33 protein-coding genes are annotated in these 20772 nt (G+C 68.9%); all 33 read left to right on the forward strand.

What is annotated here, in order from left to right; translation table 11 throughout:
- Window positions 1–61 precede the first annotated feature (61 nt).
- A complete protein-coding gene (tuf, locus tag ACG83_RS34295; protein WP_054570428.1) occupies window positions 62–1255 on the forward strand; it encodes an elongation factor Tu in 1194 nt (397 codons plus the stop codon).
- 297 nt (window positions 1256–1552) lie between these two features.
- Window positions 1553–1861, forward strand: a complete 309-nt coding sequence (gene rpsJ / locus ACG83_RS34300) for a 30S ribosomal protein S10 (protein WP_006539131.1) — start codon at window positions 1553–1555, stop codon at window positions 1859–1861.
- A gap of 18 nt (window positions 1862–1879) precedes the next feature.
- Window positions 1880–2593, forward strand: a complete 714-nt coding sequence (gene rplC, locus ACG83_RS34305) for a 50S ribosomal protein L3 (RefSeq protein ID WP_054570429.1) — start codon at window positions 1880–1882, stop codon at window positions 2591–2593.
- The gene (gene rplD / locus ACG83_RS34310) at window positions 2590–3309 is read left to right on the forward strand and encodes a 50S ribosomal protein L4 (RefSeq protein WP_054570430.1); all 720 of its coding nucleotides are present in this window, start codon (window positions 2590–2592) and stop codon (window positions 3307–3309) included. Before rplC ends, rplD begins: the two co-directional genes overlap by 4 nt.
- Window positions 3306–3602 carry a 50S ribosomal protein L23 gene (gene rplW, locus ACG83_RS34315; RefSeq protein ID WP_006539134.1) on the forward strand — a complete coding sequence of 99 codons (297 nt, stop codon included), beginning with the start codon at window positions 3306–3308 and terminating at the stop codon, window positions 3600–3602. Before rplD ends, rplW begins: the two co-directional genes overlap by 4 nt.
- Window positions 3603–3660: 58 nt before the next feature.
- Window positions 3661–4494, forward strand: coding sequence for a 50S ribosomal protein L2 (rplB, locus tag ACG83_RS34320; protein ID WP_006539135.1), 834 nt, complete (start codon window positions 3661–3663; stop codon window positions 4492–4494).
- A 63-nt stretch (window positions 4495–4557) separates the two neighbouring features.
- Window positions 4558–4839, forward strand: a complete 282-nt coding sequence (gene rpsS, locus ACG83_RS34325; RefSeq protein WP_006539136.1) for a 30S ribosomal protein S19 — start codon at window positions 4558–4560, stop codon at window positions 4837–4839.
- Window positions 4832–5254 (forward strand): 50S ribosomal protein L22, encoded by a 423-nt coding sequence (rplV, locus tag ACG83_RS34330; RefSeq protein WP_054570431.1) that lies wholly within the window; start codon window positions 4832–4834, stop codon window positions 5252–5254. The genes rpsS and rplV overlap by 8 nt, the downstream gene beginning before the upstream one ends.
- Window positions 5254–6216, forward strand: a complete 963-nt coding sequence (rpsC, locus tag ACG83_RS34335; RefSeq protein ID WP_054570432.1) for a 30S ribosomal protein S3 — start codon at window positions 5254–5256, stop codon at window positions 6214–6216. Before rplV ends, rpsC begins: the two co-directional genes overlap by 1 nt.
- A gap of 5 nt (window positions 6217–6221) precedes the next feature.
- Window positions 6222–6638: a 50S ribosomal protein L16 gene (rplP, locus tag ACG83_RS34340; RefSeq protein WP_054570433.1), complete on the forward strand. Its 417-nt coding sequence runs from the start codon at window positions 6222–6224 to the stop codon at window positions 6636–6638.
- Window positions 6638–6889, forward strand: a complete 252-nt coding sequence (gene rpmC, locus ACG83_RS34345) for a 50S ribosomal protein L29 (protein ID WP_054570434.1) — start codon at window positions 6638–6640, stop codon at window positions 6887–6889. The genes rplP and rpmC overlap by 1 nt, the downstream gene beginning before the upstream one ends.
- A gap of 20 nt (window positions 6890–6909) precedes the next feature.
- Window positions 6910–7209: a 30S ribosomal protein S17 gene (gene rpsQ / locus ACG83_RS34350; protein WP_054570435.1), complete on the forward strand. Its 300-nt coding sequence runs from the start codon at window positions 6910–6912 to the stop codon at window positions 7207–7209.
- A 238-nt stretch (window positions 7210–7447) separates the two neighbouring features.
- Window positions 7448–7816 (forward strand): 50S ribosomal protein L14, encoded by a 369-nt coding sequence (gene rplN / locus ACG83_RS34355; protein WP_006539142.1) that lies wholly within the window; start codon window positions 7448–7450, stop codon window positions 7814–7816.
- A gap of 12 nt (window positions 7817–7828) precedes the next feature.
- Window positions 7829–8146 carry a 50S ribosomal protein L24 gene (gene rplX / locus ACG83_RS34360; RefSeq protein ID WP_035950362.1) on the forward strand — a complete coding sequence of 106 codons (318 nt, stop codon included), beginning with the start codon at window positions 7829–7831 and terminating at the stop codon, window positions 8144–8146.
- Between the two features lie 29 nt (window positions 8147–8175).
- Window positions 8176–8745, forward strand: coding sequence for a 50S ribosomal protein L5 (gene rplE, locus ACG83_RS34365; protein ID WP_054570436.1), 570 nt, complete (start codon window positions 8176–8178; stop codon window positions 8743–8745).
- A 3-nt stretch (window positions 8746–8748) separates the two neighbouring features.
- Window positions 8749–8934, forward strand: coding sequence for a type Z 30S ribosomal protein S14 (locus ACG83_RS34370; protein ID WP_006539145.1), 186 nt, complete (start codon window positions 8749–8751; stop codon window positions 8932–8934).
- 135 nt (window positions 8935–9069) lie between these two features.
- Window positions 9070–9477 (forward strand): 30S ribosomal protein S8, encoded by a 408-nt coding sequence (gene rpsH, locus ACG83_RS34375; RefSeq protein WP_054570437.1) that lies wholly within the window; start codon window positions 9070–9072, stop codon window positions 9475–9477.
- A gap of 12 nt (window positions 9478–9489) precedes the next feature.
- Window positions 9490–10026 (forward strand): 50S ribosomal protein L6, encoded by a 537-nt coding sequence (gene rplF, locus ACG83_RS34380; protein ID WP_054570438.1) that lies wholly within the window; start codon window positions 9490–9492, stop codon window positions 10024–10026.
- Window positions 10027–10036: 10 nt separating this feature from the next.
- Window positions 10037–10411, forward strand: coding sequence for a 50S ribosomal protein L18 (rplR, locus tag ACG83_RS34385; RefSeq protein WP_054570439.1), 375 nt, complete (start codon window positions 10037–10039; stop codon window positions 10409–10411).
- Window positions 10412–10440: 29 nt separating this feature from the next.
- Window positions 10441–11049 (forward strand): 30S ribosomal protein S5, encoded by a 609-nt coding sequence (gene rpsE, locus ACG83_RS34390; protein ID WP_006539149.1) that lies wholly within the window; start codon window positions 10441–10443, stop codon window positions 11047–11049.
- Window positions 11049–11234, forward strand: a complete 186-nt coding sequence (gene rpmD, locus ACG83_RS34395; protein ID WP_006539150.1) for a 50S ribosomal protein L30 — start codon at window positions 11049–11051, stop codon at window positions 11232–11234. Before rpsE ends, rpmD begins: the two co-directional genes overlap by 1 nt.
- Window positions 11234–11731: a 50S ribosomal protein L15 gene (gene rplO / locus ACG83_RS34400; protein WP_006539151.1), complete on the forward strand. Its 498-nt coding sequence runs from the start codon at window positions 11234–11236 to the stop codon at window positions 11729–11731. The genes rpmD and rplO overlap by 1 nt, the downstream gene beginning before the upstream one ends.
- A gap of 350 nt (window positions 11732–12081) precedes the next feature.
- Entirely contained in the window at window positions 12082–13374 is a 1293-nt protein-coding gene (secY, locus tag ACG83_RS34405) for a preprotein translocase subunit SecY (RefSeq protein ID WP_054570440.1), read from the forward strand.
- Window positions 13374–14027 (forward strand): adenylate kinase, encoded by a 654-nt coding sequence (locus tag ACG83_RS34410; RefSeq protein ID WP_006539153.1) that lies wholly within the window; start codon window positions 13374–13376, stop codon window positions 14025–14027. The genes secY and ACG83_RS34410 overlap by 1 nt, the downstream gene beginning before the upstream one ends.
- Window positions 14028–14422: 395 nt before the next feature.
- Window positions 14423–15262, forward strand: a complete 840-nt coding sequence (map, locus tag ACG83_RS34415; protein WP_054570441.1) for a type I methionyl aminopeptidase — start codon at window positions 14423–14425, stop codon at window positions 15260–15262.
- Between the two features lie 330 nt (window positions 15263–15592).
- Window positions 15593–15814, forward strand: a complete 222-nt coding sequence (gene infA, locus ACG83_RS34420) for a translation initiation factor IF-1 (RefSeq protein ID WP_006541558.1) — start codon at window positions 15593–15595, stop codon at window positions 15812–15814.
- 55 nt (window positions 15815–15869) lie between these two features.
- Window positions 15870–15983, forward strand: coding sequence for a 50S ribosomal protein L36 (rpmJ, locus tag ACG83_RS34425; RefSeq protein ID WP_003956441.1), 114 nt, complete (start codon window positions 15870–15872; stop codon window positions 15981–15983).
- 281 nt (window positions 15984–16264) lie between these two features.
- On the forward strand, window positions 16265–16645 hold the full coding sequence (gene rpsM, locus ACG83_RS34430) for a 30S ribosomal protein S13 (protein ID WP_006541559.1): 381 nt from the start codon (window positions 16265–16267) through the stop codon (window positions 16643–16645).
- Between the two features lie 91 nt (window positions 16646–16736).
- Window positions 16737–17141: a 30S ribosomal protein S11 gene (gene rpsK, locus ACG83_RS34435; protein ID WP_006541560.1), complete on the forward strand. Its 405-nt coding sequence runs from the start codon at window positions 16737–16739 to the stop codon at window positions 17139–17141.
- Between the two features lie 35 nt (window positions 17142–17176).
- A complete protein-coding gene (gene rpsD / locus ACG83_RS34440; protein ID WP_006541561.1) occupies window positions 17177–17806 on the forward strand; it encodes a 30S ribosomal protein S4 in 630 nt (209 codons plus the stop codon).
- A gap of 193 nt (window positions 17807–17999) precedes the next feature.
- Window positions 18000–19049, forward strand: coding sequence for a DNA-directed RNA polymerase subunit alpha (locus tag ACG83_RS34445; protein WP_006541562.1), 1050 nt, complete (start codon window positions 18000–18002; stop codon window positions 19047–19049).
- A 120-nt stretch (window positions 19050–19169) separates the two neighbouring features.
- Window positions 19170–19742 carry a 50S ribosomal protein L17 gene (gene rplQ / locus ACG83_RS34450; protein WP_054570442.1) on the forward strand — a complete coding sequence of 191 codons (573 nt, stop codon included), beginning with the start codon at window positions 19170–19172 and terminating at the stop codon, window positions 19740–19742.
- Between the two features lie 153 nt (window positions 19743–19895).
- Window positions 19896–20723 (forward strand): tRNA pseudouridine(38-40) synthase TruA, encoded by an 828-nt coding sequence (truA, locus tag ACG83_RS34455; RefSeq protein WP_054570443.1) that lies wholly within the window; start codon window positions 19896–19898, stop codon window positions 20721–20723.
- Window positions 20724–20772: the final 49 nt, after the last annotated feature.

Below are 20772 nucleotides of genomic sequence, written 5' to 3' on the forward strand. Positions count from 1 at the left end.
ACAGTGCCGGCCCACTGACGACGAGACACGCACGACACCACCCGTCCTTGGAGGGACACCAGTGGCGAAGCAGAAGTTCGAGCGGACCAAGCCGCACGTCAACATCGGCACCATCGGTCACATCGACCATGGCAAGACGACGCTGACGGCAGCCATCACCAAGGTTCTGCACGACGCGCACCCGGACCTCAACCCCTTCACGCCGTTCGACCAGATCGACAAGGCGCCGGAGGAGAAGGCCCGCGGTATCACGATCTCGATCGCGCACGTCGAGTACCAGACCGACGCGCGGCACTACGCGCACGTCGACTGCCCCGGCCACGCCGACTACATCAAGAACATGATCACCGGTGCCGCGCAGATGGACGGCGCGATCCTGGTGGTCTCGGCGACCGACGGCCCGATGCCGCAGACGAAGGAGCACGTGCTCCTCGCCCGCCAGGTCGGCGTGCCTTACATCGTCGTCGCGCTGAACAAGGCCGACATGGTCGACGACGAGGAGATCCTCGAGCTCGTCGAGCTCGAGGTCCGGGAGCTCCTGAACACCTACGAGTTCCCCGGCGACGACGTGCCGGTCATCCGCGTCTCCGCGCTCAAGGCGCTGGAGGGCGACAAGGAGTGGGGCGCGAAGCTCCTCGAGCTCATGGCGGCGGTGGACGAGTCCATCCCCGAGCCCGAGCGTGACATCGACCGGCCGTTCCTCATGCCGATCGAGGACGTCTTCACGATCACCGGTCGTGGCACAGTCGTCACCGGCCGTATCGAGCGTGGAATCGTCAAGGTCAACGAGACCGTCGAGATCGTCGGTATCAAGGACGCGACCACGACGACGACCGTGACCGGCGTCGAGATGTTCCGCAAGCTGCTCGACGAGGGCCAGGCCGGTGACAACGTCGGTCTGCTCCTGCGTGGTATCAAGCGCGAGGACGTCGAGCGCGGCCAGGTCATCGTCAAGCCGAAGTCGATCACCCCGCACACGGTGTTCGAGGCGCGCGTCTACATCCTCAACAAGGACGAGGGTGGGCGGCACACGCCGTTCTTCAAGAACTACCGGCCGCAGTTCTACTTCCGCACCACCGACGTGACCGGCGTCGTGACCCTCCCCGAGGGCACCGAGATGGTCATGCCGGGCGACAACACCGAGATGACGGTCGAGCTCATCCAGCCGATCGCCATGGAGGAAGGTCTGCGCTTCGCCATCCGCGAGGGTGGCCGGACCGTCGGCGCGGGCCAGGTTCTGAAGGTCATCAAGTAGTAGCGGCGGGCGGCGGGTGCCCCACGGGGCCCCGCCGCCCGCTCTTGCTGCCCGGCGGCACGCCGGGGCGACTCCGATCGCCCCGGGTCAGCGCGAGACCGGGCACGGAAGTTGCCTGCGGGCCGCGTTGCGGAACCGATAGGCGTCAGACAAGGCGGTACACCCGGCACGAATCCGGCCCGGCCGGGCAGGCCGTCGATCCCGACGGCAGCCCGCGCCGCGCAGCGCCGGACAGGTCGACGGGGACCCGGTAGTGATACCGGCCGGACGAGACAGACAGGACAGGCGAAGCCCACCATGGCGGCACAGAAGATCCGCATCCGGCTCAAGGCCTATGACCACGAGGTCATCGACAGCTCGGCGCGGAAGATCGTCGAGACCGTGACGCGTACCGGTGCGCAGGTCGCGGGTCCGGTGCCGCTGCCGACGGAGAAGAACGTCTACTGCGTCATCCGGTCGCCGCACAAGTACAAGGACAGCCGCGAGCACTTCGAGATGCGGACGCACAAGCGGCTGATCGACATCCTTGACCCGACGCCGAAGACGGTCGACTCGCTGATGCGCCTCGACCTGCCCGCCGGCGTGGACATCGAGATCAAGCTGTAAGAGGGGCCGGCGCCAGTCATGCTCAACCGCAATTACAGAGGGCTCCTGGGCACCAAGCTCGGGATGACCCAGGTATGGGACGCGAACAACCGCGTCGTGCCGGTCACCGTCATTCAGGCCGGCCCCAACGTCGTGACTCAGGTCAAGACGCTCGACAACGACGGCTACTCCGCCGTCCAGCTCGGCTTCGGCGAGATCGACCCGCGTCGGATCAACAAGCCGCTGCGAGGCCACTTCGAGACCTCCGGGGTCACCCCCCGGCGGCACCTGGTGGAGCTCCGCACGGCGGACGCCGGCAACTACCGGGCCGGCCAGGAGCTGACCGGTGAGCTGTTCGACGCCGGTCAGGTCGTCGACGTCACCGGCACCTCCAAGGGCAAGGGCTTCGCCGGTGTCATGAAGCGGCACGGCTTCAAGGGCCTGGGCGCCGGTCACGGCGTCGAGCGCAAGCACCGCTCCCCGGGATCGGTCGGTGGCTGTGCCACCCCGGGCCGGGTCTTCAAGGGCCTGCGGATGGCCGGTCGGATGGGGCACGCCCGGGTCACCGTGGCCGGGCTGACCATCCACGCCGTGGACACCGAGCGTGGTTTTCTGCTGATCAAGGGTGCGGTCCCCGGCCCCGACGGCGGTCTGGTCTTCGTGCGCAGCGCGGCCAAGCGGCCCGCGCCGGAGCCGCTCGCTCCGGTGGCCGAAGGTGCGACCGCTGGCACCGCTGAGGAGGCCTCGGCATGAGCGCGACGGCAACAGTGACTGAGGAAGCCTCCGTCGAGGTGGATGCGCCGGTCGACCGCACGGTCCCGGTGCACGCGCCGGCGGGTGGCGACGCGGGCAGCGTCGAGCTGCCGGGCGCCGTCTTCGACGTGCCGCTCAACGTGCCGCTCATCCACCAGGTCGTGGTGGCGCAGCTCGCCGCGGCACGGCAGGGCACGCACTCCACCAAGACCCGCGGCGAGGTTCGCGGTGGTGGTCGCAAGCCGTACCGCCAGAAGGGCACCGGCCGGGCGCGGCAGGGTTCGCTGCGTGCGCCGCAGTTCACCGGTGGTGGAATCGTCCACGGCCCGACGCCGCGCAGCTACGAGCAGCGCACGCCCAAGAAGATGAAGGCCGCCGCGCTGCGCGGGGCCCTGTCCGACCGGGCCCGCAACGACCGGGTGCACGTGGTCTCCGCACTGGTCGCCGGCGACGCGCCGTCCACGAAGGCCGCCTTCAAGGCGCTGACCAGCCTGGTCGACGCCCGCCGGGTGCTGGTCGTCGCGCAGCGTTCGGACGAGCTGACCTGGCTCAGCCTGCGCAACGTCGAGGCCGTGCACCTGCTCGACCCGGGCCAGCTCAACACGTACGACGTGCTGGTGAGCGACGACGTGGTGTTCACCGAGGGCGCGCTCGCCGCGTTCCTCGCGCGTGGCTCCCGTCCGGCGATCTCGGCCGGCGAGCAGGAGGACAAGTGATCCCCGACCCGCGTGACATCATTCTTCGCCCGGTCGTCTCCGAGAAGAGCTACGGCCTGCTCGACGAGAACGTCTACACGTTCATCGTCCGCCCCGACGCCAACAAGACGCAGATCAAGCTCGCCGTGCAGAAGATCTTCAACGTGCGGGTCACCAGCGTCAACACGATCAACCGGCAGGGCAAGCGCAAGCGGACCAAGTCCGGCTGGGGACACCGCCCGGCCACGAAGCGTGCGCTCGTGAGCCTCGCGCCCGGTGACACCATCGAGATCTTCGGAGGCCCCGGTGCCTGACACCCGCGTGGGGCTCACCCGGGTGCCGCACAGCCCGGCGTCGGATCGGAAGTAGAGCATGGGTATTCGTAGGTACAAGCCGACGACGCCGGGGCGTCGTGGGTCGAGCGTCGCCGACTTCGTCGAGATCACCCGTGATCACCCCGAGAAGTCCCTCGTCCGGCCGCTGCACTCCAAGGGCGGTCGTAACGTCCACGGGCGGATCACCACCCGGCACCAGGGCGGTGGCCACAAGCGCGCCTACCGGCTCATCGACTTCCGCCGGGACAAGGACGGCGTGCCGGCCAAGGTCGCGCACATCGAGTACGACCCGAACCGCACCGCGCGCATCGCGCTGCTGCACTACCTGGACGGCGAGAAGCGCTACATCCTCGCCCCGGTGAAGCTGCGCCAGGGCGACATGGTGAGTTCGGGCGTCGGCGCCGACATCAAGCCGGGCAACGCCCTGCCGCTGCGTAACATCCCGACCGGCACCGTGGTGCATGCGATCGAGCTGCGCCCCGGCGGCGGCGCCAAGATCGCCCGCAGCGCCGGCGCCAGTGTGCAGCTCGTCGCCAAGGACGGCCCGTACGCCCAGCTCCGGATGCCCTCCGGTGAGATCCGCAACGTCGACGTGCGCTGCCGCGCGACCGTCGGCGAGGTCGGTAACGCCGAGCAGAGCAACATCAACTGGGGCAAGGCCGGCCGCATGCGCTGGAAGGGCCGTCGGCCCACCGTGCGTGGTGTCGCCATGAACCCGGTCGACCACCCGCATGGTGGTGGTGAGGGCAAGACCTCCGGTGGCCGCCACCCGGTCAACCCGAAGGGCCGTCCCGAGGGCCGGACCCGGCGGACCAAGAAGTCCAGCGACGCGATGATCGTGCGTCGGCGCAAGCAGAACAGGCGGCGGTAACAATGAGCGTGCCGGCCACCTCGATCCACCCCCACCACTGAGCAGGAAGGAGGAGACACAGCCATGCCACGCAGTCTTAAGAAGGGCCCGTTCGTCGACGACCACCTGCTCAAGAAGGTGGACGCCCAGAACGAGAAGGGCACCAAGCACGTCATCAGGACCTGGTCGCGACGCTCGACCGTGATCCCCGACATGCTGGGCCACACCATCGCCGTGCACGACGGCCGCAAGCACGTCCCGGTGTTCATCACCGAGGGCATGGTCGGCCACAAGCTTGGCGAGTTCGCGCCGACGCGCACGTTCCGCGGGCACGTCAAGGAGGACCGGAGGTCACGTCGTGGCTGACGACCTCGTCGAGGGTCTGACCCGCGCCGGCCTGCCCGGAGCCAAGGCGACCGCCCGGTACGTCCACACCTCCCCGACCAAGGCGCGCCGGGTCGTCGACCTGGTCCGCGGCCGGGCGGCCGGCGAGGCGCTCGACATCCTGCGGTTCGCCCCGCAGGCGGCGAGCACCGACGTCTACAAGGTCGTCGCGAGCGCGGTGGCCAACGCCGAGAACAACCACTCCCTGGACCCGGCGACGCTGTGGATCAGCGCGGCTTACGTCGACGAGGGGCCGACGCTCAAGCGCATCCGGCCCCGCGCGCAGGGCCGTGCGTACCGGATCCGTAAGCGCACCAGCCACATCACGGTCGTGGTGGAGAGCCGGGAACCGGTCGCGACGGGCGCCGGCGCCAGGACGACAAGGAGGGCCCGGTAGTGGGGCAGAAGGTAAACCCGCACGGGTTCCGACTTGGCATCACGTCGGAGTTCACCTCCCGCTGGTACGCCGACAAGCAGTACAAGGCGTACGTCGGTGAGGACGTCAAGATCCGCAAGATGATGTCCCGCGGTATGGAGCGGGCCGGCATCAGCCGCGTCGACATCGAGCGCACCCAGGGCCGGCTGCGGGTGGACATCCACACCGCCCGTCCGGGCATCGTGATCGGTCGTCGCGGCGCCGAGGCCGACCGCATCCGCGGTGACCTGGAGAAGCTCACCGGCAAGCAGGTGCAGCTCAACATCCTCGAGGTCAAGAACCCCGAGACCGACGCGCAGCTCGTCGCCCAGGGCGTCGCCGAGCAGCTGTCCAGCCGGGTCAGCTTCCGGCGGGCGATGCGCAAGGCGATGCAGTCGGCGATGAAGGGCGGCGCGAAGGGCATCCGGGTTCAGTGCTCGGGCCGCCTGGGCGGCGCCGAGATGAGCCGGTCGGAGTTCTACCGCGAGGGCCGGGTGCCGCTGCACACGCTGCGTGCGGACATCGACTACGGCTTCTACGAGGCCAGGACGAACTTCGGCCGCATCGGCGTGAAGGTCTGGATCTACAAGGGCGACGTCGTCCAGAGCCGCGCGGAGCGGGAGGCGCAGGAGGCGCTGCTTCGTCAGCAGCGTCGCGACCGTCCGCGCCGTGGCCCGCGCTCGGGTTCGTCGGGCACCACGCAGGGCGGTACGGACGCCGGCCGGGCGGCTGCCCGCGCGGGTGAGCGCCGCGGTCGTGGCGGCAGCGGCGGAGCCGGTGGCGCAGCGGCGGAGAAGGCGTCGGGCGAGAAGACCTCGGGCGAGAAGACCGCGACCGAGAGCACGCCGGCCAGCCCGGCGGCGCCCGAGGCGGTCGCGCCCGAGGTGACGTCGGCCCCGGTGGTCGCCGAGGCCCAGGGCGCGCCGGAGAAGGCGGAGGGTTAGGAAACATGCTCATTCCCCGGAAGGTCGCGCACCGCAAGCAGCACCACCCCAAGCGGACGGGCGCGGCCAAGGGCGGCACGAGGATCGCCTTCGGCGAGTACGCGATCCAGGCCTTGGAGCCGGCCTACGTGACGAACCGGCAGATCGAGTCGGCGCGTATCGCGATGACCCGGCACATCCGGCGTGGTGGAAAGGTCTGGATCAACATCTACCCGGACCGTCCGCTGACCAAGAAGCCGGCCGAGACCCGGATGGGTTCCGGTAAGGGCTCGCCGGAGTGGTGGGTTGCCAACGTCAAGCCCGGACGCATCATGTTCGAGCTGTCCGGTGTCCAGGAGCCCGTCGCCCGTGAGGCGATGCGCCGCGCCATCCACAAGCTGCCGATGAAGTGCCGTTTCGTGACCCGTGAGGGTGGTGCCTGATGGCCGTCACGACAGCGGACGATCTGCGCGCCCTGTCCGCCGGCGAGCTGGTGGACAAGTTGCGGGAGGCCAAGGAGGAGCTGTTCAACCTCCGGTTCCAGGCCGCGACTGGTCAGCTGCGCAACAACCGGCGGCTGCGCGACATCCGTCAGGACATCGCGCGGATCTACACGGTTATGCGCGAGCGTGAGCTCGGGCTGAGCGATGACCCGGCCGTCGCGTTGGACGACGCCGGCACGGATCGGGCGTGAGCGCAGTGAGCGGAGAAGAAGTGAGCACGGAAAGCAGCACCACCGCTGCCGCCACCGACGAGGCCGCCGCGCGGGGTTTCCGCAAGGTGCGTGAGGGTCTGGTGATCAGCGACAAGATGGAGAAGACGGTTGTCGTCGCGGTCGAGGACCGGGTCCAGCACCCGCTCTACGGCAAGACGATCCGTCGTACGAAGAGGGTCAAGGCGCACGACGAGGCCGGCACCGTCGGTGTCGGCGACCGCGTTCTGCTGATGGAGACGCGGCCCCTGTCGGCCACCAAGCGCTGGCGGGTCGTCGAGGTCCTCGAGAAGGCCAAGTAGGTCCGAGGCGGCCTGATGGCAGTGGTGGCGCGGGTCGTGATCGGCGCGCGCCACCACAGCCCGGCGGTGATCGGCCCGGCAGTGATCCGGATTCTCTCGCCGGATCCGGCCCCGAGGGTGCCGTGACCACGGGGACGGCCGGCCGGGTGCCGGCGCGAGGCGGTGCCGCACCACAGGCGGCCCTCATCGCCTCGTACGAGGGATTGCAACGGCGGCAACGGGTGATCAGGAGCGGAAAGTGATTCAGCAGGAGTCGCGACTTCGGGTCGCCGACAACACCGGAGCCAGGGAGATTCTGTGCATCCGGGTTCTCGGCGGCTCTGGGCGTCGTTACGCGGGGATCGGCGACATCATCGTCGGAACGGTGAAGGACGCCCTGCCCGGCGCCGGCGTGAAGCGCGGCGACGTGGTCAAGGCGGTCGTGGTGCGCACCACCAAGGAGCGGCGGCGGCCGGACGGCTCCTACATCCGGTTCGACGAGAACGCGGCGGTCCTCATCCGAGACGGGGGAGACCCCCGCGGTACCCGCATTTTCGGCCCGGTCGGCCGTGAGCTGCGGGACAAGCGTTTCATGAAGATTATTTCGCTGGCGCCGGAGGTGCTCTAGACCGTGGCCGGTTTGAAGATCAAGAAGGGCGACACGGTCCAGATCATCACTGGCAAGGACCGGGGCCTCAAGGGCAAGGTCATCCGGGCTCTCCCCGACCAGAACAAGGTCGTCGTCGAGGGCGCGAACCGGATCACGAAGCACACCCGGGTCCAGCAGAGCGCACGTGGCTCGCAGTCCGGGGGAATCGTCACCCAGGAAGCGCCGATCCACGTGAGCAACGTGATGATCGTCGATCCGTCGGATGGCAAGCCGACCCGTGTCGGTTACCGCATCAACGAGGACGGCACCAAGGTCCGGATCTCGCGCCGCACCGGTGCCGAGCTCTAGGCCCCCGGCGCAAGGCTAGGAAACGAGACATGAGTGTGACCACGGAAGCCCGGCCGGTCCCTCGGCTGAAGCAGCGGTACCGCGAGGAGATCTCCCCGGCTCTGCGGGAGCAGTTCTCCTACGGCAACGTCATGCAGATCCCAGGCGTGGTGAAGGTCGTCGTCAACATGGGTGTCGGCGACGCCGCCCGGGACGCGAAGCTGATCGACGGAGCCACCCGGGACCTCACGGCCATCACCGGCCAGAAGCCGGCGATCCGTCGGGCCAAGAAGTCGATCGCCCAGTTCAAGCTGCGCGAGGGCCAGCCAATCGGGGCGAAGGTGACCCTGCGCGGTGACCGGATGTGGGAGTTCCTCGACCGCCTGGTCTCGATCGCGCTGCCCCGCATTCGCGACTTCCGCGGGCTGTCGCCCAAGCAGTTCGACGGCGCGGGCAACTACACGTTCGGTGTGACCGAGCAGTCGATCTTCCACGAGATCGACATCGACAAGATCGACCGGGTCCGCGGTATGGACATCACGGTCGTGACCACCGCGACCAACGACGACGAGGGCCGGGCGCTGCTGCGCGCGCTGGGCTTCCCGTTCCGGGAGAGCTGAGAGATGGCGAAGAAGGCGCTGGTCGAGAAGGCCGCCCGCAAGCCCAAGTACGCCGTGCGTGGCTACACCCGCTGCCAGCGGTGTGGCCGCCCGCGCTCGGTCTACCGGGTGTTCGGGCTGTGCCGGGTGTGCCTGCGGCAGATGGCCCACCGGGGCGAGCTGCCGGGCGTCACCAAGAGCTCCTGGTAGTAGACGGAGCTCAGGGCAGTTGGAAGGAGCTCCCGGGGGGTTACCCGGGGCTCCTGGTAGTACCCACACGATCGCGGTAGGCCCGACCGGCTCCGGTGCGAGCACCGGGAACCGCCGTGAGAAAGGCGTCAAGCCATGACGATGACTGATCCGATCGCGGACATGCTCACCCGTGTCCGCAACGCCAACCGGGCTTATCACGACCGGGTGGTGATGCCGCACAGCAAGATCAAGACTCACATCGCCGAGATCCTCCAGCAGGAGGGTTACATCACCGGCTGGCACGTCGAGGACGCACCGCCGGGCGCGGTCGGCAGGACTCTGATCGTCGACCTCAAGTACGGCCCGAACCGGGAGCGTTCCATCGCGGGCGTGAAGCGGATCAGCAAGCCGGGTCTGCGCGTCTACGCGAAGTCGACGAATCTGCCGAAGGTCCTTGGCGGCCTGGGTGTTGCAATCATCTCTACCTCGTCGGGGCTGCTGACCGACAGGCAGGCCGGCAAGCGGGGCGTGGGCGGGGAAGTCCTCGCCTACGTCTGGTAAGGAAGGCGAACGATGTCACGGATCGGGCGCCAGCCCATCAGTGTTCCCAGCGGCGTCGAGGTGACTCTCGATGGCCCGACGGTGACGGTGAAGGGCCCCAAGGGGACCCTGAGTCACACTGTCGTCGAGCCGATCGAGGTCGCCCGCGAGGACGGTCAGATCGTCGTCAGCCGGCCCAACGACGAGCGGCGTAGCCGCGCTCTGCACGGCCTCACCCGGACGCTCGTCTCCAACATGGTCGTCGGGGTCACCACCGGTTACTCCAAGACGCTGGAGATCGTCGGTGTCGGTTACCGAGTCCAGGCCAAGGGCTCGGATCTGGAGTTCGCTCTCGGCTACAGCCACCCGGTTCCGGTGAAGGCGCCCGAGGGCATCCGGTTCGAGGTGCAGGCCCCGACCCGCTTCGTCGTGCACGGCATCGACAAGCAGCTGGTCGGCGAGGTCTCCGCCAAGATTCGCGGGCTGCGCAAGCCGGACCCCTACAAGGGCAAGGGCGTGCGCTACCAGGGCGAGGTCGTTCGCCGCAAGGTCGGGAAGACCGGGAAGTAGGTAGACAGACATGGCAGTGAGCCTCAGCGCCAGCGCGCGTCGGCGGACGGCCAAGCTCCGCCGCCACGTTCGTGTGCGCAAGAAGGTGTCGGGCACCCCGGTCCGCCCGCGTCTCGTCGTCACCCGGTCCTCGCGGCACATCTACGCCCAGGTCATCGACGACGTCGCCGGGCACACGTTGGCCTCGGCCTCCACGCTGGAGGACGGTCTGCGCGCCTCCGAGGGAGACAAGAGCGCCAAGGCCCGCGAGGTCGGCCGCCTCGTCGCGGAGCGTGCCCGCGCCGCCGGGATCGAGGCCGTGGTGTTCGACCGCGGTGGTCGCACCTACCACGGCCGGATCGCCGCGTTGGCGGACGCGGCCCGCGAAGGCGGGCTGAACTTCTGATGACCACAGCTACTAGGGAGATGTTCTAGATGCCAGGCCAGCAGCGCCGCGGAGGCGGCTCCGGCGGTTCCGACCGCCGCGAGCGCCGCGACCGTTCGGGCGGTGGCCCGGCGCAGGAGAAGACCGCTTATGTCGAGCGGGTCGTCGCCATCAACCGGGTGGCGAAGGTCGTGAAGGGCGGGCGCCGCTTCAGCTTCACGGCGCTCGTCGTCGTCGGTGACGCGGACGGGACCGTCGGCGTCGGCTACGGCAAGGCCAAGGAGGTCCCGGCGGCTATCGCCAAGGGGGTCGAGGAGGCCAAGAAGCACTTCTTCAAGGTTCCGCGGATCGGCTCCACCATCCCGCACCCGGTGCAGGGTGAGGACGCCGCCGGTGTCGTGCTGCTCAAGCCGGCCTCGCCGGGTACCGGTGTCATCGCCGGTGGCCCGGTGCGTGCGGTGCTGGAGTGCGCCGGTGTGCACGACGTGCTGTCGAAGTCGCTGGGGTCCTCGAACCCGATCAACATCGTGCACGCGACCGTCGCGGCGCTGCGCGGGCTGATGCGGCCTGAGGAGATCGCCGCTCGTCGTGGGCTGCCGCTGGAGGACGTCGCTCCGCCGGCTATGCTTCGCGCGCGGGCGGCTGGGGTCGGTGCGTAATGGCGAAGCTGCGCATCACCCAGATCCGCTCCGAGATCGGCGGAACCCGCAACCAGCGTGAGACGCTGCGGACGCTGGGCCTGCGCCGTATCAACGGCAGCACTGTTCGTGAGGATCGTCCCGAGGTTCGTGGGATGATCGCTACCGTGACCCATCTCGTGCGGGTCGAGGAGGTGGACTCCTGATGGCCGAGCAGACGCTCGAGAAGGCGGATTCCGCCGGTGCCCAGGAGCCCCGTGCGCTCGGGCTGAAGGTCCATCACCTTCGCCCGGCGCCTGGTGCCCACAAGAAGAAGCAGCGGGTGGGCCGCGGTGAGGGCTCCAAGGGAAAGACCGCGGGGCGTGGTACGAAGGGTTCCAAGGCCCGTAAGCAGGTTCCGGCCCGCTTCGAGGGTGGCCAGATGCCACTGCATATGCGGGTTCCGAAGCTGAAGGGCTTCCGTAACCGTTTCCGTACCGAGTACCAGGTGGTGAACGTCGCCACGATCGAGGAGCTGTTCCCCGAGGGTGGCACGGTCGGCGTCGACGAGCTGGTGGCCGCCGGCGCCGTCCGCTCGAAGTCGTTGGTGAAGGTCCTCGGCGACGGGGAGATCGGCGTGGCCGTTCAGGTCACCGCGCACGCTTTCTCCGGCTCGGCCAAGCAGAAGATCGAGGCCGCCGGCGGCAGCGTCACCCAGGTCTGACAGCGCCTCGGGACGGGCGTACCCACGCCCGTCCCGAGGCGTTCGTGCTTTGCCGGGCCGTGCGGCGAGGTGGTTGTAAGCACATCTCGCCGCGTGACCCGGGCAGGACAGGCCACTGTACGGATACCGGCACACGCCGGCTCGGCAGTGGTTTGGGCTTGGCGTGGTTTGGCAGTGGTTTGCGCACCGGGATCCCGGTACACCAGTGCCTACCGCGCGTGATGTCCGGACGAGTGAGCCTCAGGTGCTGTTAGAGTCGCCTCACCGCGTACGGTCCGCTTCCAGGGCCGCCGGAGATCTGCACCAAACGCCGCGCCGTCCCGTCAGCCGTAGGAACAGCAGGAGGAGACGTGCTCACCGCCTTCACGCGGGCCTTCCGCACGCCCGACCTGCGGAAGAAGCTGCTCTTTACCGCAGGCATCGTCGTCCTGTTCCGGCTGGGCAGCGTCATGCCGTCGCCCGGCGTCTCCACAGCGGCGGTGAACTCCTGTCTGGATGCGGCCAGCGAGGACAGCAGCAACGTCTACTCGCTGATCAACCTGTTCAGCGGTGGCGCACTCCTGCAGCTGTCGGTCTTCGCGCTCGGCATCATGCCGTACATCACGTCGAGCATCATCATCCAGCTGCTCGTCGTGGTCATCCCGCGGCTTGAGCAGCTGAAGAAGGAAGGCAGTTCGGGTGAGCAAAAGCTCACTCAGTACACCCGTTATCTGACGATCGCGCTGGGGGTTCTGCAGGCCACCGGCATCGTGGCGCTGGCGCGCAGCGGTCGGCTCTTCCCGAGCTGCAGCGCCGCCATCATTCCGGACACCAGCCTCTTCCGTATCGCCACCATCGTGATCACGATGACCGCCGGCACGTCGGTCATCATGTGGATGGGCGAGCTGATCACGGCCCGCGGCGTGGGCAACGGCATGTCGCTGCTGATCTTCACCTCGATCGCCGCGCAGCTGCCCTCGCAGGGCGGGCGCATCCTCCAGGTCGCCGGCGGCCTCGTCTTCGGCCTGGTGATCCTGCTGGGCCTCGCGATCGTCGTGTTCGTCATCTTCGTCGAGCAGTCGCAGCGTCGGATCCCCGTCCAGTACGCGAAGCGCCTCATCGGGCGCCGCATGTACGGCGGGACCTCTACCTATCTGCCGATCAAGGTGAACCAGGCCGGCATCATCCCGGTCATCTTCGCCTCGTCGCTCCTTCAGCTCCCGCAGCTGCTGGGCCAGGTGTGGAGCAACCAGACATTCCAGGATTTCGAGCAGCGCTACCTCTCCCGCGGCGACCACCCGCTCTATCTCGTGGCCTACGGCGCGCTGATCATCTTCTTCACGTACTTCTACGTCGCGATCACCTTCAATCCGACGGAGGTCGCGGACAACATGAAGAAGTACGGCGGGTTCATCCCGGGGATCCGGCCCGGCCGCCCGACGGCCGAATACCTGGACCACGTGCTGTCCCGCATCACCCTCCCTGGCTCGTTGTTCCTGGGGGTCATCACGGTGTTGCCGTTGGCGCTTCTCAACCTGACCAAGGACCAGCCCTTCCCGTTCGCTGGTACGTCGGTGCTGATCATGGTGGGAGTGGGGCTGGAAACCGTGAAACAGATTGAAAGCCAGCTGATGCTGCGCAACTACGAAGGATTCCTCCGGTAGTGCGCCTCGTACTGGTCGGACCGCCCGGTGCAGGTAAGGGAACGCAGGCCGCCTTCATAGCCCAGGCGAGGTCCATTCCGAAGATCTCGACCGGTGACATCTTCCGGGCGAACGTGCGCGAAGGCACCGAGCTGGGTGTCCTGGCGAAGACCTACATGGATGCCGGTGACCTCGTCCCCGACGAGATCACCATCGGTATGGTGCGCAACCGGCTCGCCGAGGACGACGCGGTCAAGGGCTTCCTCCTGGACGGCTTCCCCCGCAACGTGCCGCAGGCCGAGGTGCTCGGCGGCATGCTGGACGAGATGGGCACCCGCCTCGACGTCGTGCTCGAGCTCGTCGTCGACGACGACGAGGTGGTGCGCCGGCTCTCCGGTCGTCGCACCTGCCGCAACTGCGGGCACATCTGGCATCTCGACTTCGATCCGCCCCGCGACGAAGGGGTCTGCGACCGCTGCTCGGGTGAGCTGTTCCAGCGGGACGACGACCGTTCGGAGACCGTTCGCCACCGCCTGGAGGTGTACGCGGAGCAGACAGCTCCACTCGTCGCCTACTACGCGGCCAAGGGCGTTCTCATCGGTATCGACGCGACCGGGCCGGTGGACAACGTGACCGATCGCGCCTTGGACGCGCTGCGCCACTACGCCGACTGACCCCACTGCGCCGACTGACGCCACTGTGCCGACTGATCCGCGTCGGCGGACCCTGCCGGCGGATGGGCGGGCCGACTGCTCGGGCTGGAGCAGTCGGCACCTGCGCGGGGCGCCTGGTCACGAACCGGGCGGCCCGGACTCGACCGCGGCCACGTCGCGGCGGCTCCGGGCGGTTATCGTCGAGGAAGAGGTGGGGCCTGTCGGCGCGGAAGCCAGTTTCCGCGGGGCCTGGCTCGCCTCCCGGCGCCGGGAGGCGATGACCAGGCCTGCGGAGCCGAGCCGGCCGGCCAGGGCCCACCGGCCCTGCCCCGTGGCGGCACGCCCCCAGTGGGACTGACGGCTCGGCTGGGTTGCTGAACAGGGCGAACACTACTGAGGACGGGACCGGTCAGACCGTGGCACGACGAGAGCATGTCCAGATCAAGACGGCATCTGAGATCGCCAAGATGCGGGTGGCCGGGCTGCTCGTCGCGAAAACCCTGGCCAAGCTGCGGGAAGCGGTCGCGCCCGGGGTTACCACGGCCGATCTGGACGAACTCGCGGAGAAGACGATCCGGGCCGACGGCGGCATTCCGTCCTTCAAGGGCTACGCCCACCCGCCCTACCCCGCGTCGATCTGCAGCTCGGTGAACAACGAGGTCGTGCATGCGATCCCGAGCCGGCGGCGGGTGCTGCGCGAGGGTGACATCGTCTCGATCGACTGCGGAGCGATCGTCGACGGCTGGCACGGAGACTCGGCGATCACCGTCCCCGTCGGCGAGGTGGCCCCCGAGGTGCTCGACATGCTGCGGGTCTGTGACGAGGCGCTGTGGCGGGGCCTGGCGGCCGCCCAGCTCGGCGGCAGGCTGACCGACATCAGCAACGCGGTGGAGCGCCACATCACCCCGCATGGCTACGGCATCGTGGACCACTACGGCGGTCACGGCATCGGCACGGAGATGCACCAGCCGCCGCACGTGCTGAACTACGGCCGGCCTGGGCGCGGCCTGAAGCTGGTCGAGGGGGTGGCGCTGGCCATCGAGCCGATGATCACTCTCGGTTCGCCGGACACGGTGATTCTCTCGGACGAGTGGACGGTCGCGACGAAGGATGGGTCGCTCGCTGCCCACACCGAACACTCGGTGGCGGTGACTCCGCGTGGGCCGTGGGTCCTGACCGAGCCGGATGGCGGCGTGGCGCGCTTCGCCGCGCTCGGTGTGGCCTGCGGCCAGCCGGCTGACGCCCCGACCGGCTGACGCCCCGGCCGACGCCGCGCGGCCGCCGGGACGCCACGGCTCGCGGACGCCTCGACGGGTTGGTGGCCCCGGGATGGTCGACGGTCACGAGGGCGCGGGCTGAGGTCGGCGGGCCCCCTGTTGGCCCTTGACGGGCCGGGCACGTACACTCAGGAGTCGACGGTCTCAAGCGTTGTCGGTGTTCGTCGTTCACACGGCGAGCCCGCGCGGTGACCTGGCGCGATGATCTCGCGTGGTGCTCTCTGGGGTGCGGCGCCGGTCCATACGGGTCAGGGTCCATCAGGGGCAGGGTCCGTCATCCCAAGCGTCGACGTCAGGACAGCGGAGGACATGCCGAAGAAGGACGGGGCCATCGAGATCGAAGGCCGAGTAGTGGAGCCGCTCCCGAACGCGATGTTCCGGGTGGAGCTCCAGAACGGTCATCGCGTTCTCGCCCACATCAGTGGCAAGATGCGCCAGCACTACATCCGTATCCTCCCGGAGGACCGGGTGGTGGTGGAGCTCTCGCCATACGACCTGTCCCGCGGTCGCATCGTCTACCGCTACAAGTAGTCGTCATCCCACCAGCAAGCGCGGCCCACAGCTGCGTGTGGAGGTTCTCGCGGCCGTGAAGGTCAAGCCGAGCGTCAAGAAGATCTGCGACAAGTGCAAGGTGATCCGCCGTCACGGGCGTGTCATGGTCATCTGCGACAACCTGCGTCACAAGCAGCGCCAGGGCTGATGACTGGGCGTTTTCCGTCGTCGACCCGGCGCTGCGGCCCCATGGCCGTGCACCTCGAGATGGAAAACGCTCACTGGCGGCGGGCCTGAGCTCGCCGCCGACAACCGGCAGGTTCGCAGCCTGCCAGCAGAAGCGACACCAGACCGCATCATGCGGTTCCACCCCCGGTCGGAGGCCGGGGCCTCGTCGACTACGGGCTGATTTTCGCCGTCAAGGTGTGGTCGTCCCGGCGAGGAGGGTGTCGCCCGAGACCTCCGGATGCAGGAAGGAACCATCGCGTCATGGCACGCCTGTCAGGTGTCGACCTTCCCCGCGAGAAGCGGGTCGAGATCGCACTGACCTACATCTTCGGGATCGGCCGTAGCCGTTCCAAGGAGACTCTCGCCGCCACCGGCGTCAACCCGGACACCCGGGTTCGCGACCTCACCGACGAAGAGGTCCAGAAGCTCCGGGAGTGGATCGACGCGAACTACCGCGTCGAGGGTGACCTCAACCGCGAGATCAAGCAGGACATTCGCCGCAAGATGGAGATCGGCTGCTACCAGGGTCTCCGTCACCGCCGCAACCTTCCCGTCCACGGCCAGCGGACGCACACCAACGCGCGTACCCGCAAGGGCCCGCGCCGCGCCATCGCCGGGAAGAAGAAGGCCGGCAAGAAGTAGTCATCGGTTCCGCTCGGGCCACTTTCGCTTTCGCGCCGGCCCGGGCGTCACGACCGCTGACCGACGACCTCGTAGACGGAGACCACGGGTTATGCCTCCCAAGACACGCGCCGCCGGCGTCAAGAAAGTCCGGCGCAAGGAAAAGAAGAACGTCGCCCACGGGCACGCTCACATCAAGAGCACGTTCAACAACACGATCGTCTCGATCACGGACCCCAGTGGCAACGTGATCTCCTGGGCCTCGGCCGGCCACGTCGGCTTCAAGGGCTCCCGCAAGTCCACCCCGTATGCCGCGCAGATGGCCGCTGAGAACGCGGCCCGCAAGGCGCAGGAGCACGGGATGCGCAAGGTTGACGTCTTCGTCAAGGGCCCCGGCTCCGGCCGGGAGACCGCGATCCGTTCGCTGCAGGCCGCTGGCCTGGAAGTCGGCGCGATCCAGGACGTCACCCCCACCCCGCACAACGGCTGCCGCCCGCCGAAGCGTCGCCGGGTCTGAGCTCCGCGCCAGGGATACGAGAGAGAAGGACGAGCATGGCCCGTTACACCGGCGCGGACTGCAAGCGTTGCCGCCGCGAGAAGACGAAGCTGTTCCTCAAGGGCAGCAAGTGCGAGACCCCGAAGTGCCCGATCGAGATCCGGCCGTACCCGCCGGGCGAGCACGGCCGCGGGCGCACCAAGGACTCCGAGTACCTGCTCCAGAAGCGCGAGAAGCAGAAGTGCGCGCGCATCTACGGCGTCCTGGAGAAGCAGTTCCGGGGCTACTACGACGAGGCGAACCGCCGTGCCGGCAAGACCGGTGACGAGCTGCTGAAGATCCTCGAGTCCCGGCTCGACAACGTGGTTTACCGGGGTGGCTTCGCGCCGTCCCGCGACGCCGCGCGCCAGGCTGTCCGGCACGGTCACGTGCAGGTCAACGGGCGCAAGGTCGACATCCCGAGCTACCGGGTCACCGAGAACGACATCGTTGAGATCGCGCCGAAGTCGCGTGAGCTCACGCCGTTCATCGTGGCCCGTGAGACCGCGGGGACCGGGCGTACCGTCCCGCCGTGGATCGAGGCCATCCCGAGCCAGATGCGGCTGCTCGTCCACTCGCTGCCCGCGCGCCAGGTGATCGACACCCAGGTGCAGGAGCAGCTGATCGTCGAGCTTTACTCGAAGTAGTCGTGAGATCCGGCGCCGGCCCTGTGCCGGCGCCGGATTCGCGTCGGCACCCGGTCCGGGGGCTTGTCCCGGCCTGTTGGCGACCGGGCGTACTGTTGACAGGCACGGGGATGGACCGATGTCCCTGTGTCAACCCCCGTTGGGGGCTTCCACGGCGTCATATGGCGGTCGCCGTGTCCGGAAGGAAGATCTCATGCTGATCGCTCAGCGTCCCACCCTCGTCGAGGATCCGATCACGGAGTTCCGGTCACGTTTCGTGATCGAGCCTCTGGAGCCGGGCTTCGGCTACACCCTCGGGAACTCGCTGCGCCGCACGCTGCTGTCCTCGATCCCGGGCGCCTCCGTGACGAGCATCCGGGTGGACGGTGTCCTCCACGAGTTCTCGACGGTCCCCGGGGTGAAGGAGGACGTCACCGACCTGATCCTGAACCTGAAGGAACTGGTCGTCAGCTCCGACAACGACGAGCCGACGGTGATGTACCTGCGCAAGCAGGGCCCCGGTGACGTCACCGCGGCGGACATCGCCCCGCCGGCCGGCGTCGAGGTGCACAACCCCGACCTGCACCTGGCCACCCTCAACGACAAGGGCAAGCTCGAGATCGAGCTGACCGTCGAGCGGGGCCGTGGCTATGTCAGCGCCGCGCAGAACAAGCAGCCTGGCCAGGAGATCGGGCGCATTCCGATCGACTCGATCTACTCGCCGGTGCTGAAGGTCACCTACAAGGTCGAGGCGACCCGTGTCGAGCAGCGCACGGACTTCGACCGGCTCATCGTCGACGTCGAGACCAAGCAGTCGATCTCGCCGCGGGATGCGATGGCCAGCGCCGGTAAGACCCTCGTCGGCCTGTTCGGGCTGGCTCAGGAGCTCAACGCCGAGGCGGAGGGCGTCGACATCGGCCCGTCCGCGGCGGACGCCGCCCTGGCCGCCGACCTGGCGCTGCCGATCGAGGAGATGGACCTGACCGTCCGCTCCTACAACTGCCTCAAGCGCGAGGGCATCCACACCATCGGTGAGCTGGTGTCCCGCAGCGAGGCGGATCTGCTCGACATCCGCAACTTCGGGCAGAAGTCGATCGACGAGGTGAAGACGAAGCTGGGTGCCATGGGCCTGCAGCTCAAGGACTCCCCGCCCGGGTTCGACCCGCGTCAGGCGGTCGACACCTACGGCACCGACACGTACAACCCGTCGTTCTCCGACCCGTCCGACGACGGTCGCGAGTTCGTCGAGACCGAACAGTACTGATCCGACCGTGCGCCCCGGGGCCCCGATTCGGTCGGAGCCCCGGGCGTACGTCGACCGGGAGCCCAGCCGTGCTTCCCGGCGGCGCCCGGAGAACAGCGAAAGGAACGAGGAGCACCCATCATGCCCACGCCAACCAAGGGCGCCCGGCTCGGCGGTAGTCCCGCACATGAGCGGCTGCTGCTGGCCAACCTCGCCACCGCGCTGTTCGAGCACGGTGGCATCACGACCACTGAGGCCAAGGCGCGCCGGCTGCGTCCCTACGCCGAGCGCCTGGTCACCCACGCGAAGCGCGGTGACCTGCACGCACGGCGCAGGGTCATGCGGGTCGTCCGGAACAACTCGGTCGTCCACACCCTCTTCACGGAGATCGGCCCGCGCTACGCGGACCGCAACGGTGGCTACACCCGCATCGTGAAGCTGGGCCCGCGCCGTGGCGACGCCGCTCCGATGGCGCGCATCGAACTGGTCGAGGCGCTGACCGTCGGCCAGTCGGCGGTCGCGGAGGCCGAGCGCGCCCGCGGTACCCGGTTCGCGGCCCGCAAGGCGCCGACCGGTGCGACCGCCGAGGCGGCCGACGACCTGAAGAACGAGTCGCCGACCGCCGCGGCGGTCGCGGCCGAGGCACAGGCCGCCGACACCGCACCCGAGGCCGTGTCCTCCGAGACGCAGGGCGACGCGAAGCCGGAGAGCTGAGCGCGCAGCGCAGGTTCGTTCGTAACAGCAGAAGCCCGTCGCCCATGGGGCGGCGGGCTTCTGCTCTGCCGCTGGTGGAGCTCCTGAGGGAGCTCTGTGAGCCAGAAGTCCGCGACGATGCTCCCGACGGTTGCACAGGGGGGAGGCCCGCTCATGAACCCGGCCGACGGACTGCTCCGACTACGGCTGGACCTCGCCTACGACGGCACGCCCTTCGCCGGCTGGGCGCGCCAGCCGGGTCAGCGCACCGTGCAGGGCGACGTCGAGGACGCGCTGATGCGGGTGGCGAGGCTGCCAGCGGTCCGGCTCACGGTCGCGGGCCGCACCGACTCCGGTGTGCACGCGATCGGCCAGGTGGCGCACGTCGACCTTCCCGCGGGCACTCCCGTCGGCGGGCTCGCCCGCAGGCTCAACGGCGTGCTCGACCGCGCCGTCCGGGTGAAGGGTCTCGCTCCCGCCCCGCCGGGCTTCGACGCCCGGTTCTCCGCGTTGTCCCGCCGGTACGTCTACCGGATCACCGACGCGCCGTTCGGGGCGGATCCGCTGCGTCGGTTCGACACTCTGGCCACGCCGCGCCCGCTGGACGTCCCCGCGATGGCCGAGGCCGCGTTGCTGCTGCTGGGGGAGCACGACTTCGCCGCGTTCTGTCGACGACGGGAGGGTGCGACGACGGTGCGGACCCTGCTGCGCCTGGATGTCTCCCGAGTGGAGGGCGTCATCCAGGCCGATGTCGAGGCGGACGCGTTCTGCCACTCGATGGTGCGCGCGCTGGTCGGGGCGCTCGTGGCGGTTGGAGAAGGCCGCCACCGACCGGAGTGGGCGGCCGCCGTGCTCGGCCGGGGCGTGCGTGATTCCGGGGTCACGGTGCTGCCCGCCCACGGCCTGACACTGGTCGAGGTCAGGTACCCGCCGGACGCTCTGCTCGCCGCCCGGGCCCAGGTGACCCGAGCGGTGCGCGTCCCGACGTCCGCGTCGGGCTGACACCTGCATGTTGCCGGGCGCGCCCCGGCAGGGCTGCCGGGGCTGCGCG

The sequence above is a fragment of the Frankia sp. R43 genome (assembly GCF_001306465.1).
GTDB classification, from domain to species: domain Bacteria; phylum Actinomycetota; class Actinomycetes; order Frankiales; family Frankiaceae; genus Parafrankia; species Parafrankia irregularis.